The sequence below is a fragment of the Sinanaerobacter chloroacetimidivorans genome (genome assembly GCF_018128545.1).
In the GTDB taxonomy this organism is placed as follows: Bacteria; Bacillota; Clostridia; order Peptostreptococcales; family Anaerovoracaceae; genus Sinanaerobacter; species Sinanaerobacter chloroacetimidivorans.
On record NZ_JAGSND010000007.1, the window covers coordinates 158148 to 171669 of the forward strand.

A 13522-nucleotide genomic window follows, 5' to 3' on the forward strand; every position below is an offset into this window, starting at 1 on the left:
ATATGATCTATGGCATGTAAAAGGAGAGATGTTTTATGGCGTATGGATATTGTGGCAAATTACTGGAAATTGATCTCACTTCAAGAAGCTTTAAGGAGACTCTTCTTGAAGAAGAAGATTTAAAAAAGTATCTGGTTGGAAGCGGGCTTGGTGCGAAGCTTTTGTATAGTAACTATGATCATAATATACCGGCTCTTTCGCCCGAAAACCCATTAATGTTTTTAGTTGGCTTATTAATTGGTCTGCCGGCTCCCTCTGCTTCAAAGATGACGGTTGTCGGAAAATCTCCACTCACAGGAATTTGGGGAGAATCCATCGTCGGCGGATTTCTTGGAGCGGAGATTAAAAAGGCTGGTTATGATGGGATCATTTTTACTGGAAAGTCAGAAAAGCCTGTTTCGGTTTTTATCAATGACGGAGAGGTTCAATTTTTAGATGCTGGAAATGTGTGGGGCAAAGATGTATATGAGTCCGACAAAATACTTCAAGAGCAGGTCGGTGTGAAAGCGCAGACTGCATGTATCGGGCCTGCTGGTGAGAGACTGGTTCCCCTTTCATCGATCATGGTAGGAGGACATGAAACCAGAGCGGCCGGAAGGTGCGGATTTGGTGCTTTAATGGGCTATAAAAATTTGAAGGCGCTAGTCGTACATGGAACAAAGAAAGTACCTATTTTTGACAGGGAAAAGCTTGGCGCTAGCGTAAAAGAATTTAATAAAGTCCTCACCACGAATGCAAAAATACTTCATGATTACGGTACGTTGGGAACAATTCAAGGAGTGGAATCGGAAGGTGACCTGCCTATTAAAAATTGGCAATTAGGTTCTTGGGAAGATGGTGCTTGGAAAACGAGCGGACAGTATTTGGATGAGACTTGTGTAAAGGGTCATTATTCCTGCGCGGCTTGTCCCGTTCGATGCGGGAAAAATGCAGAAGTAAGGGTAGGCCCGCATAAAGGCACGGTGGGACACGGACCGGAATATGAAACAGCTGCTGCTTTTGGTTCTAATATACTAAATGACAATCTAGACTATATCTGTGCTGTCAATGACTTGTGCAACAGGTATGGAATAGACACGATAGAAACCGGAAACGCCGTAGCTTTAGCCATTGAGTGCTTTGAGAACGGCCTTTTGACACTTGAAGATACGGACGGAATAGAACTGAAATGGGGAATGGCGGAAGGATTACTGCCGCTTGTAAAAAAGATAGCCCTTAAAGAGAAAGGTATCGGTGAACTATTAGGGAAAGGTGTAAGAGATGCTGCTCGGGAAATAGGTGAGCCCGCCAAGGAATTTGCTGTAGAAACGAAAGGGCTTTCTTATGCGATGCACGACCCTAGAGCTTATACAACCATGGTGGCTACCTATGCAACCGGTAATAAAGGGGGATCACACCTTGAATCGTTAGGCTATTTTTCTGAGGGCGGTGCTTATCCTGCAAAGTGTGTGGGATTTACCAAGAAATTCGAACCGCTGGGTCAAGAAGGTAAAGCTGAATACGCGGCACTTCTTCAGGATTTAATGAACCTCTTCGATGCACTAGGCTTGTGTAAATTTATCATGTTAGGTCATATAACCCATGACCATATGAAGGATTGGATTAACGCTGCAACTGGTTGGGATTTAACGACAGAAGATGTGAAAAAAATTGGGGAAAGGCTTTTCAATCTAAAGAGAATGTATAATGTCAAGCTTGGAATAAGCAGAAAAGATGATACAATTCCGCCCAGACTGATGATACATGAAAAGAAGAGCGGTGCCGCTGCGGGAAGCGTTCCTAATTACCCAAGAATTATGCAAGATTATTATGAATACAGAGGCTGGAGCAATGAAGGAATCCCCACAGAAACCAAGTTAGAGCAATTGGATCTAAGCGGTGTGGTGAATCAATGACACAAATCAATGTCACCTTTATTTTAAAAGGTCATTTGATGTGGTATCCCGAGGACAGAAAAAAGATACATATATTAAGTGTTGATGAAAATGCAAAAATAGCGGATGTCCTTGACAGTTTAAATGTACCGGCAGAACAGATCAAGCTTGTGTTAAGAAACGGTCAAACGGTGGATATGAATGACAAGATGGATGAAGATGATGAAGTAGAGATTATTCCAATCATTGCCGGAGGTTAATGACAAGTATTTAAGAAGCTTTTATTGAAAAGGGCTGTTGAAATTTTTCAAATTCAGCAGCCCTTTTCAGGAAAAAAAGAAATGGAGTGGAGAGCATGAGTATCAATATTGATTTAATCTTAGCGTCCTTTGGAGGCGGGGTGTTCGCCGCGGCTCTTGGCGTAATCGGCTCATTCAGCCTATGTGGAGCGCTGATCTTAGTAGGGATTGCGGCGGCTGTTACAACAGGTGACAACAACATTCTTAATTTGATTGCTTTTGGGCCATATTTTGGACCGCATATTTCTTATGCTGGAGCAGTGGCTGCGGCAGCATATGCAGGTAGAAAACAACTGATCGACGGTGCTAACATTCTTGTTCCTTTGAACAAGCTTAAAAGATTTGATGTGCTGTTGATTGGAGGCTTATTTGGAGTTCTCGGTTATCTTTGTAATGAGCTGTTGGCTGTAAGTGGTATTCAAATTGATACTATCGCATTCACAGTTGTAATTTCTAATGTCCTTGTAAGACTGGTTTTTGGAAAATCCGGTTTTTTAGGGCGAACACCGAAAGAAATCAAGATAAACCCAGGGGTTCAAACCTTACTGTTTAGTTCACTACTTGGTTTTTCCCTAGGCTTAGTATCCTCTTTCGCAACACAGCTTACAGGATTTGTACCCATTGGATACGGGATCAGCGCATTATCCTTGCTAATGCTGTTTCATGACGAGTTTCCAGTTACACATCATGTTGCCATATGTGCGGCATACGCTGCAAAGGCTACCGGCAGTTTAATTATTGGAGGCATTTTTGGGATTTTGGCGCTCTTGCTTGGGAATTTAGTAGGCAGTTTATTTAATAAAAATTCAGATACATTTATTGATCCGCCTGCTTTAACGATAGCGGTTTTAAGTCCAATTATATTTATTTTTCTATAGCGAGGATATTCTTATATGTTACAAATTGGGCAAGCCCTTGCGTCAGCAAGCTGGACGCGAGTTCGACGGGTGTAACGCTAATTATGATGAGAAGAGTCGAACTCGAAAGAGCAGCGAAGGAAAAGAAATCGGTGAGGTTTTTCCCTGAGCTGGTCCGAGCCCTGTGCTTGGGCGAGGACGGCAGATTTGTCTAAATGGCTAAAAACAAATCTGTGTAACTCTCACCACCTTCACCACAAAGTGTCCGAAAAGGGCAGAATGAAAACGCTGAATTGTTGAAACTTCAGCGTTTTTTCGTTTTGCCAATGAGATTCAGATAAAAAAATAAGGCTTTTATGCCTTGATTCCCTCCATTATCTTAATTGACAACTTTTTTGTCTTAGAGAATTATTTGTAAAAAAAGATTTGTAAAAAAGCAAGGTGGATGGAGTTGAGCATTTTGACTGGTATTTCATTTTATGATAAAATCATTAATATAGAGTCTATTAAAATACCTAAATACTGCTAAGGATATACCCCCTTTTCTCCCCAATTTAAAGATAGTGTGATTAAAACATTGGAGGATAGAATGGCGAAAAATATTATTATTGCAGGGTACCGCAGACAGGTGATCCAGGTTTTTTCAGATCAACTTCAAAGCATATTTGGATCTGATATTGACATTAAGCTGGTTGTCACAGGTACTCCCGTTCCTGAAAAGTTTGGGAAGGACAGTATTGTGATGGTACAGTCTTATGATATTTTTAATGAGATCCGTGCCAATATCGCCAATGAGGACAACATCATTTTTATCAGGACGGCATTGCAGACGGCAGGATTGGGACCAATCGGAAAATTAGAGAGGGGCTGTCCGGTTATCGTAGCCGGAGACAGTATGGAAACCGCTCTTGAGCTGTTAAAAGCCCTTATGGAGTCAGGAGCTAATCATTTTAATATGCAGCCTGCAGACCTGTCTGATATGGAAGTTTTCCGGGATAAAACCGTAATTACTTCAGGAATTCCCAGAGAAGAAATACCTGATGCCAGGATGGTAATCAATATACGTGAACCGGTGCTTGATACTGTTACAATCCTTGATATGGGGGTCAGACTGGAAAGAGAGGACATTCTCGTCAGCAAAAATATCAGGAAAGATTTTATTGAATTTCAGTCTCCGAATAAGGGGACTGCCTGGAGCCTGGAGCACGCCAACAGCCTCAACAGTTCGGTCAAAATTTTATTAGAGGTGATCGACGGCACCGTGATCAGTGTTGACCAAACCGGCCTCGTTCGAAATTGCAATGACCGGATAGAATCCATTTTCGGCATAAAGCAAGGGGAAGCACTCGGAAAAAGCGGAGTTACGCTTTTCCCTGAAATACCGTTTCGGGAAGTAATCAACGGGAAATCCCCTGTGATCGAATCTCTAAAAAAGATTAATGGAGAAAACATGGTGGTGACGGTAAAGCCCATTTTCAATTCCGGGAAACATTATGGCGCGATTGCCGTAATCAAACGGTTCCACGACGAGGAGGTCCGGCAGCATAAGCTGAGAACGCTTCTGATGGGAAAGGGGTACCGCGCAAAGTACAGTTTTGACGATATCATAGGGGAAAGCAGAGCGATGACGCAGTGCAAAAATATCGCGCAGCGTATGGCTGCTTCCAACTCCTCGATTTTGATCACAGGAGAAACCGGCACGGGAAAAGAGATGTTTGCCCAGGCCATTCATAACGCCTCTGAACGAAAACCGTATCAGTTCGTTGCCCTTAACTGCGGGGCTATTCCTGAAAGCCTTCTTGAGAGTGAATTATTTGGATATGAAGAGGGCGCTTTTACAGGAGCACGCAAAGGAGGCAAGCTGGGATTCTTCGAATTGGCTCATAAGGGAACTTTGTTTTTGGACGAGATCTCGGAAATGTCAACCTCCCTGCAAAAACGTCTGCTTCGAGTTCTGCAGGAAAGAGAGGTAACCCGACTTGGAGGAAGCTCCGTTATTCATGTGGATGCGAGGGTTATTGCCGCAACCAATCGGGACCTGAGGGCTTTGACCAGAACCGGAGCTTTCAGAGAAGACTTATACTATCGTCTGAGCGTATTGCCTTTGAAGGTCCCTGCTTTGCGTGAGCGTACGGAGGATATTAGGATTTTGGCGGCAGCTTTTCGGAATGAGCTGGGCAAAAAGTTTGATCTTACTGAAGTAGCATGGCGAGAATTGGAACGGTACAGCTGGCCGGGTAATGTCCGGGAGCTGCGCAATTATATGGAATATTTCGCGAATCTTACTCATTCGGTTATCGGTATTAACGAGCTTTCTCAAATTGTTCCCCTGTACGCATCTTTTACAGTGGATCGACCCGAAAATATCTCCGAACAGGAACGTCCGGTTAACGCTGTGAACCCTGAACAAACGGATGATCAAAGTATTTTTGTTTTGAGGTTATTGAAAGAAGGACTGGAAAAACGGCATAGACTAGGACGAAGAAGCATCAGCCTCCTGGCAAAGGATCAGGGAGTTTTTTTGGGAGAGCAGGAAATTCGCAGAATATTAAAAACGCTCGAAAAACAAGGATTGGTGGTAATTAATCAAACAAAAGCCGGTACGGTAATCACATCAAGAGGCATGGCTTTTTTATCCAACAGGAAATCATGACTTTCTGAATAAGACAAGAGAATACGGGATTTATGGGATTTAACGGTAACTTCGTGAACGTCCCCCAAACCCCGTATTTTTTATTCTTAGAGATATAGCGAAGTAAGATCTGGCATAGCGTTTGCCGAAAAACACAGGAAGCGGCCTTCGAGACCTCTATGGAATTTATGGGGCGGTTTGGTATTTATAGAAAAACCCATAAAACCCGTAAAACCCGCATTTGTTTTGTTTCAAAAAACTGATCTATAGAAGCAGGCGGGGAAAATAAGCCGATTCTATAAATCTGTACTAAAATAACGAGGCGTTAATGTCCCACGCCTCGTTGAAACGCGCAGATGTAAGAAAATTTTCTACAGTCGAAACTTTTCTACTTATGCTTATAAACAATATCCAGATAATGACTGGCATGAGACTTGCTCTGAAATTTAATCAAATATTTTGAATTTTGAATTTATTTTGGAGGTGAATCATGAAAAACATTCTCACCGGAAATGAAGCGGTAGCACGGGGCGCGTATGAAGGCGGTCTTTGGTTTGCTTCTGCTTATCCGGGAACTCCCAGCACTGAGATCCTTGAAAACATGGTAAGGTACAAAGCCGACATTTACTGTGAGTGGGCTCCGAATGAAAAAGTGGCACTGGAAGCGGCAATCGGCGCCTCCGTGGCGGGGGCCCGCTCTCTGGCAGCCATGAAGCATGTAGGCCTCAATGTGGCGGCTGACCCCCTGTTCACTTTTGCGTATACCGGCGTTACCGGAGGCTGTGTTATTGTCTCAGCTGATGATCCGGGAATGCATAGCTCCCAGAATGAACAGGACAACCGGAATTATGCCGCAGCAGCCAGGGTCCTGATGCTAGAGCCCTCGGACAGTCAGGAAGCCAAGGATTTTACCAAATTGGGGCTTGAACTGAGCGAACGGTTTGACACTCCTGTTTTGCTGCGCATGACGACCAGAGTATGTCACAGCAAAAGTCTGGTGGAGCTTGAGGACAGAGCGGAAAAGGAAGTGATCCCGTACCATCATAACATCGCCAAGTTTGTAGCCACTCCGGCAAACGGGAAAGTGCTGAGAAGAAAGCTGGAGGAACGTCTGAAGGCTATGGAGGACTATTCCAATACGGCGGAAATAAACTGCGAGGAATACAACGGAACCGAAGTCGGCGTCATCAGTTCGGGCGTGGCGTATCAGTACGCGAAGGAAGTATTCGGAAAAGACGCTTCATATTTAAAGCTGGGGATGACTTTCCCTATGCCGATGGAGAAAATAAAAAAATTTGCGGCCAGAATAAAGAAGCTGTATGTCTTGGAGGAAATGGACCCATATATTGAGAACCACCTGAAAATGGCGGGTATTTCGTGCATCGGAAAAGAAATCATCCCGAAAATGGATGAACTGAATCCCGATATCGTCAGAAAGGCCGTCATGGGGATAGAAACGGAAGCATTAAAGGTCGATAAAAAAGCCACCGCCAGACCTCCGGCTCTCTGTGCAGGCTGTCCCCACAGAGGGATATTCTATACCTTGAGCAAAAAACAGAAGAAGCTCATCGTTACCGGAGATATCGGATGCTATACATTAGGTTCGGCGCCGCCGCTTTCCGCGATGCATACCTGTTTCTGCATGGGCGGAAGCATCAGTACAGGGCACGGCGCATCCACCGTTTTGAAAAAGGCGGGGTCTGATCTGAAGATCGTATCCGTCATCGGCGATTCGACCTTCTTCCACTCAGGGATAACAAGCCTTATGGACGTCGTTTATAACAGAGGAAACAGCGTAACGATCATTTTAGACAATCGCATCACCGCTATGACAGGCCATCAGGAAAATCCCGGAACCGGGTACACGCTTATGGGCGAGCCTGCCATTGAGGCTGATATTCCGGCAATCTGCAGAGCGATTGGTGTAAAGGAAGAGAATATTACTGTTCTGAATCCCCTCATGCTCTCGGAAGCGGAAGAAGCGCTCGATGGCGCTCTGAATAAGGATGAGCCAGCCGTTATCATCGCGAAATGGCCTTGCATCCTGAAAAAGTTTACCGATCAGGACAACAGGGAATTTGATCTTCGTCCGAAGAAATGCGTGATCGATCAGGAAAAATGCACCAAGTGCAAACTATGCGTGAAAACCGGATGCCCCGCTATCCTCTCGGATGAGACGGTGCGGATCAGCGCAGAATCCTGTACGGGATGCGGCGTCTGCAGACAGGTCTGCAGGTTTGATGCAATCGAGGAGGTAGTGAAATGAGCGGCGTAAAAAATATTCTGTTGGTCGGCGTCGGTGGGCAGGGAACCATACTTGCCAGTAAGATTTTAACCGAGGGCTTGCTGCAAGCGGGTTATGACGTGAAAATGTCGGAGATCCACGGCATGTCGCAGAGAGGAGGTAACGTAAGCACTCAGATCCGTTTTGGGGATAAGGTCCATTCCCCAATCATGGGAAAGGGTGAAGCTGATGTGATCGTGGCTTTTGAAAAAATGGAAGCGTTAAGATGGATCGAATATCTGAAACCGGGAGGTGAGTTAGTGGTCAATGATTTTGAGATGCCCACGGTACCGATTCAAATCGGAGCGGAACAATATCCGGATGACGTCATAGGAACATTACAGGCGGCAGCCGACACCGTTGTGATAAAAGCGGGAGACATTGCCCGGAATCTGGGAAATACTAAGATCATGAACGTGGTATTGCTCGGAGCGTTGGCGAAGGCGATGAACTTACATGAGATCGATTGGGAATCATTGATCAGAAAAAATGTAAAAAAGGGCTTCGAAGAAATTAACTGGAATGCGTTTAGCGCAGGATATAACGAGGCGAAGCTGTCCCCCACCTTTTAGGTGGCGGGTTCAACTTAATTTCACAGGCGGTGGGCATATTCCCCGCCTCGTTGCCCTTTTGCCCCAAGCTCGCTTGGCTGGCAAAATGGACAGCAGCGAGCAAAGCGAGTCGGAGTCCCTGGAAGGGACGTTGAAACGCACAGATGTAAGAAAAATTTCTACATTCGAAATTTTTCAACTTAAGCGTTATAAAATTTAGGAGGGATCACTATGAAAGAAAGAGAACAATTTGCTTCAAGACTGGGCTTCATCCTGGTCTCCGCCGGCTGCGCCGTCGGCCTTGGAAATGTGTGGAGATTTCCTTACGTTACAGGCCTTTACGGCGGAGCGGCATTCATTCTTATCTATTTATTATTTCTTGTAATACTGGGTCTCCCGATCATGATCATGGAATTCTCGGTAGGCCGGGGAAGCCAGAAAAGCGCGGCTTCTTCCTTTCGGGTACTGCAGCCGGAGGGAACCAAATGGCATTTATTCGGTTATATCGCAATGGCGGGCAATTATCTGCTGATGATGTTCTACACCATGGTAGGCGGCTGGATGCTTTATTACTGCTTTAAATCTGTAAGAGGCGATTTTTCGGGACTGACTCCGGATCAGGTCGCCGGCAATTTTGGCGAAATGCTCGGTTCACCGGGAACGCTTACGTTATGGGCGGTGATCGCAATTTTAATTTCTTTCGGAATCTGTTCCATGGGTTTAAGAAACGGGGTCGAAAAGATCACAAAGATTATGATGATTTGCCTGCTCGCACTGATGGCCGTGCTGGTTGTCCGTTCTATTACACTGGAAGGCGCAGGAGCAGGCCTGAGCTTTTACCTGAAGCCCGATTTTGGAAGGGCGATGGAACAGGGACTCGGTAATGTCATATTCGCGGCAATGGGCCAGGCATTTTTCACCTTGTCCCTTGGTATGGGCTCTATGGCTATATTCGGAAGCTATCTGGATAAATCCCGTTCACTTACGGGAGAGGCCGTCAGCATTACGGTGCTGGACACACTGGTTGCTCTGATGGCTGGTCTTATTATTATTCCGGCATGCTTTGCCTTCAGCGTAGAGCCCGGTGCGGGACCGGGTCTGATTTTCATCACACTGCCGAATATTTTCAATCATATGACCGGCGGAATTATCTGGGGCGCCCTCTTCTTCCTGTTCCTGTCCTTTGCGGCTTTGACGACGATTGTCGCCGTATTTGAGAATATTATTTCCTTTGCCATTGATTTATGGAACTGGGAAAGAAAAAAGGCGGTCATGGTCAATATCGTCGCAGTTATTCTTTTATCGATGCCCTGTATTTTAGGGTTCAACCTCTGGAGCGGATTCGAGCCTCTCGGTGAAGGCACAGTCGTCCTGGATCTGGAAGACTTTATTGTGTCCAACAACGTCTTGCCTTTAGGCTCGTTGGTTTACCTGATGTTCTGTACCTATCGATACGGCTGGGGCTGGCAAGGCTTTTTCAATGAGGCCAATGCAGGGGAAGGCCGAAAGTTCCCGGCTGCCGTCAGAGCCTATGTATCCTATATCCTGCCCCTGATCGTCCTGGTCATCTTCTTTAAAGGATATTGGGATAAATTCCATTCTGTGACGGCAATGATCGTCGCAGCAGCGATTGTTCTGGTATTTGCTTATATCGTTTTTTACAGAAAAAAGAGCACCGTGCCAAACTAGTGTACTGACACGCTGAGAATTAGGTTTACTGCTTGCCTTTTTGCCCCAAGCTTGCTTGGTTCGGCAAAACGGACAGCATACGAGCGGAGCGAGTCGGAGGCCGTAGGCCGTTGTCTAAAGTTCCATCTGCGTTGTTGTCGTCGGTCGCCGTAGCTGCGGCTACGCCTTCCTCCTCCGTCTAGCAGACTGAAAATTTATTCGGCGCAGTAATTCCAAATTTCAACGTGACAGTACACTAGGTGTAAGAAAAGCGGCACACTATTTGTGGAGTGAATGATGAAAAATTTTGAAGAACTGATTCAATTTGTCCAAAAAAATCCTCAAAAGAAAAAAGTGGCTGTTGCCGCAGCCCATGATGAGCATACACTGGAGGGAATTCACAGGGCTTATGAAAACGGGATTGCGGTGCCGATTTTAATCGGGGATCAAGCCAAAATAGAAAGCATTATGAAAAAAGAAGGGTTTTCCTTTCCGGAAGCAGAGGTTGTCAATATCGGCGACGATGCTGCGGCGGCCCGCAGGGCAGTTCGGATGGTGCGTGAAGGAGAAGCGGATTTTCTCATGAAAGGAAAGCTTCAGACGGCGGATCTCCTCAAAGAAGTGGTAAACAAGGAACGGGGTCTGCAGAAGGGGGGACTGATGTCCCACTTCGGTATCTTTGAAGTGCCGGGCTATCATAAGCTTCTGGTATTGACCGATGGCGGGATGCTGCCGTATCCCGATACCGGCGAAAAGGCGCAGATCCTCATGAACGCAGTAAAAGTCCTCAATGGTTTGGGCTATGAAAATCCCAAAGTAGCCGTTTTGGCGGCGGCAGAGCTGGTAAACCCGAAAATGCAGGAATCCGTCGACGGAGATCTGCTGAAAACGATGAACAGAGAAGGGAAACTTCCCGGCTGCATCGTGGAAGGCCCCATATCCTATGATCTGGCCATGAGTCCCGAGGCTGCCGAAATCAAGGGATATTCTAGTCCTGTTACGGGGGATACGGATATCCTCCTCATGCCCAACATGACCAGCGGTAATCTGCTGGCTAAAGCCTTCCAGTTCACCGCGGGCGCGAAGATGGCAGGCATGATCGCAGGCGCCGGCGCCCCGATCGTTTTGGTATCAAGAGGCGCCACGGCTGAGGAAAAATACCTTTCACTGGTATTATCCGCGGCATCGGCGAATAAGCAGAAGATTGATTAGATTTGTGGGGTATCAATGAAGAAGGGAGATATTCTGTGGGGGGCAGTATTGCTCGGTGTGATCGCTTTTCTGATCACACCTGGGACCCATACCATGTTTATAACAGCTTCAAAAACTTCCCCATATCTTATGGGATTTATAAAGTTTGCTGTTCTAGCCACCATGGGTGAGCTGCTGGCGATCCGGATCGTGACGGGAAACTGGAAGAAGCCGAACGGCATCTTATGGCGCGTGATCGTCTGGGGCATCATCGGAATCATGGTCACACTGATGTTCGTATTGTTTGACGCGGGGGTCCGAAGCTGTATGGAGAGGGGATATCTGCCTTTTATCGAAGGGGAAGGCTTCTTTCCAATTCTTGTGACAGCCTTTTTTATCAGCGCCATAACGAATCTGTTTTTTGGGCCGTCGTTTATGTTATTCCATCGCATTACCGATACATGGATCGACTTGGGCCAGGGCAAAATGTTTCAGATGAGGAAGCTAACCTTGAACGAGGTGCTGGACGCCGCCGATTTAAAAGGCTTTGTCACCTTTGTAGTCTGCAGGACGATTCCGGTCTTCTGGATCCCGGCGCATACCGTAACCTTCATGCTGCCGCCGGAATACCGCGTGCTTATGGCGGCTATGCTTTCTATTTGCCTGGGAGCTATCCTGGGGATTTCCAGAAAAAACTAAATATTGTTCAAGTGCTGTCCGCTACCTGCCAGAGCGACGGGGACCGGGGCTCTATATAATTTAAAAAATGGAGGTAGTATTATGGCACATTTTATTCCAGAACCATACCGTATTAAGATGGTGGAACCTATCAAAATGACGACTCGCGAGCAGCGGGAGCAGTACATCAGAGAGGCGGAGTACAACCTTTTTCGCCTGCGCGGCGAGGACGTGTACGTCGATACTCTGACCGATTCCGGTACCAACGCGATGAGCGACGCACAATGGGCGGCACTGATGCTTGGTGATGAGGCTTATGCAGGTGGGAAAAGCTATTTTAAATTGGTTGAAGCAGCAAAGGATGTCTTTGGGTATGGCTATATTCAGCCTGTCCATCAAGGGCGTGCTGCAGAAAAAGTCTTGTTTCCCAGTTTCCTGGAAAAAGGGAAATATGCGATCGCAAACCTATTTTTCGATACAACACGTGCACATGTTGAGTTAGCCGGTGCCCGCTGCCTTGAGTGCTGTAACCCCGAGGCTGCGGATAGTCAGCTGCGTGCTCCATTTAAGGGAAACATGGATGTGGCAAAAATGGAGGAGATGATCAAGGAAAAGGGTCCTGAAAATATCGGCATGGTCGTTATGACGATTACCAACAATTCTGCCGGCGGTCAGCCGGTTTCCTTGAAAAATATGCGCGAGGTTGCGTCGGTTTGCCAAAAATATCAGATTCATCTCAATATTGATGCGGCACGTTATGCAGAAAATGCAATGTTCGTTAAAATGCGTGAGCCGGAATGTAAGGATATGTCCATTAAAGAGATTATCCATGCCTTCTTCGATTTGGCAGATACTTTCACAATGTCCGCAAAGAAAGATACCATTGTCAATATGGGCGGTTTAATCGGCGTCAAGGATGAGAACGCACCTTACATCTTGAACATCAAAGCGAACTGTATCAGCTATGAGGGCTTTTATTCCTATGGCGGTCTTAACGGCCGTGATCTTGAGTGCCTTGCAGTTGGTCTCTATGAGGGACTTGACGAAAGCTGGCTGCGCTACCGTATTGGTACAATGGAGTATTTTGGTGAACGGTTGGATGAACTGGAAATTCCTTATCAAAGCCCGCCAGGCGGCCATGGAATTTTCCTTGATGCTGCAAAATTCTATCCCCAGCTGCCATACCATGAATTCCCCGGGCAGGTACTGGCTGTGGAATTGTACAAGGAATGCGGCTTGCGTTCCTGCGATATCGGCTCCTACATGATCGGCAATGATCCCGACACTGGAGAGCAGCTCAAGTCGATAAACGAGTTTACACGGCTTGCAATACCGCGCCGTGTCTATACCCAAAGTCATTATGATATGGTTATTGAGGCGATTCATGAGGTCTGGAAACGCCGTGAAAGCATCAATCACGGCTACAAGATTACCTGGGAGCCGCCGATTCTACGACATTTTCAGGCCAGCTTAGCTCCGATTGAGTAA

At 46.2% G+C, this 13522-nt stretch carries 10 protein-coding genes; all 10 read left to right on the forward strand.

Going from position 1 to position 13522, the window contains the following annotated elements; all coding sequences use genetic code 11:
• Positions 1–35 precede the first annotated feature (35 nt).
• The 10 genes from KCX82_RS12110 to KCX82_RS12155 all read left to right on the forward strand — a co-directional run bounded on the left by KCX82_RS12110 (position 36) and on the right by KCX82_RS12155 (position 13522).
• On the forward strand, positions 36–1895 hold the full coding sequence (locus tag KCX82_RS12110) for an aldehyde ferredoxin oxidoreductase family protein (protein WP_227018729.1): 1860 nt from the start codon (positions 36–38) through the stop codon (positions 1893–1895).
• Positions 1892–2134 carry a MoaD/ThiS family protein gene (locus tag KCX82_RS12115; RefSeq protein WP_227018730.1) on the forward strand — a complete coding sequence of 81 codons (243 nt, stop codon included), beginning with the start codon at positions 1892–1894 and terminating at the stop codon, positions 2132–2134. The genes KCX82_RS12110 and KCX82_RS12115 overlap by 4 nt, the downstream gene beginning before the upstream one ends.
• A 95-nt stretch (positions 2135–2229) precedes the next feature.
• Complete coding sequence (locus KCX82_RS12120; RefSeq protein ID WP_227018731.1) at positions 2230–3051, forward strand: DUF7973 family transport facilitator; 822 nt, start codon at positions 2230–2232, stop codon at positions 3049–3051.
• A gap of 568 nt (positions 3052–3619) precedes the next feature.
• Positions 3620–5683, forward strand: coding sequence for a sigma 54-interacting transcriptional regulator (locus KCX82_RS12125; RefSeq protein ID WP_227018732.1), 2064 nt, complete (start codon positions 3620–3622; stop codon positions 5681–5683).
• A gap of 469 nt (positions 5684–6152) precedes the next feature.
• A complete protein-coding gene (iorA, locus tag KCX82_RS12130) occupies positions 6153–7928 on the forward strand; it encodes an indolepyruvate ferredoxin oxidoreductase subunit alpha (RefSeq protein ID WP_227018733.1) in 1776 nt (591 codons plus the stop codon).
• The gene (locus KCX82_RS12135; RefSeq protein WP_227018734.1) at positions 7925–8518 is read left to right on the forward strand and encodes an indolepyruvate oxidoreductase subunit beta; all 594 of its coding nucleotides are present in this window, start codon (positions 7925–7927) and stop codon (positions 8516–8518) included. The genes iorA and KCX82_RS12135 overlap by 4 nt, the downstream gene beginning before the upstream one ends.
• A gap of 210 nt (positions 8519–8728) precedes the next feature.
• Entirely contained in the window at positions 8729–10186 is a 1458-nt protein-coding gene (locus KCX82_RS12140; protein WP_227018735.1) for a sodium-dependent transporter, read from the forward strand.
• Between the two features lie 276 nt (positions 10187–10462).
• Positions 10463–11377, forward strand: a complete 915-nt coding sequence (locus KCX82_RS12145; RefSeq protein ID WP_319633353.1) for a phosphate acyltransferase — start codon at positions 10463–10465, stop codon at positions 11375–11377.
• Positions 11378–11392: 15 nt separating this feature from the next.
• On the forward strand, positions 11393–12055 hold the full coding sequence (locus KCX82_RS12150) for a hypothetical protein (RefSeq protein ID WP_227018737.1): 663 nt from the start codon (positions 11393–11395) through the stop codon (positions 12053–12055).
• A gap of 3 nt (positions 12056–12058) precedes the next feature.
• The gene (locus KCX82_RS12155; protein WP_465250655.1) at positions 12059–13522 is read left to right on the forward strand and encodes a tryptophanase; all 1464 of its coding nucleotides are present in this window, start codon (positions 12059–12061) and stop codon (positions 13520–13522) included.

What these genes read in the sequence shown, in the direction of transcription:
- KCX82_RS12110 (WP_227018729.1), top strand. Translation starts at nt 36, where the DNA reads ATGGCGTATGGATATTGTGGCAAATTACTGGAAATTGATCTCACTTCA.
- KCX82_RS12115 (WP_227018730.1), top strand. Translation starts at nt 1,892, where the DNA reads ATGACACAAATCAATGTCACCTTTATTTTAAAAGGTCATTTGATGTGG.
- KCX82_RS12120 (WP_227018731.1), top strand. Translation starts at nt 2,230, where the DNA reads ATGAGTATCAATATTGATTTAATCTTAGCGTCCTTTGGAGGCGGGGTG.
- KCX82_RS12125 (WP_227018732.1), top strand. Translation starts at nt 3,620, where the DNA reads ATGGCGAAAAATATTATTATTGCAGGGTACCGCAGACAGGTGATCCAG.
- iorA (WP_227018733.1), top strand. Translation starts at nt 6,153, where the DNA reads ATGAAAAACATTCTCACCGGAAATGAAGCGGTAGCACGGGGCGCGTAT.
- KCX82_RS12135 (WP_227018734.1), top strand. Translation starts at nt 7,925, where the DNA reads ATGAGCGGCGTAAAAAATATTCTGTTGGTCGGCGTCGGTGGGCAGGGA.
- KCX82_RS12140 (WP_227018735.1), top strand. Translation starts at nt 8,729, where the DNA reads ATGAAAGAAAGAGAACAATTTGCTTCAAGACTGGGCTTCATCCTGGTC.
- KCX82_RS12145 (WP_319633353.1), top strand. Translation starts at nt 10,463, where the DNA reads ATGAAAAATTTTGAAGAACTGATTCAATTTGTCCAAAAAAATCCTCAA.
- KCX82_RS12150 (WP_227018737.1), top strand. Translation starts at nt 11,393, where the DNA reads ATGAAGAAGGGAGATATTCTGTGGGGGGCAGTATTGCTCGGTGTGATC.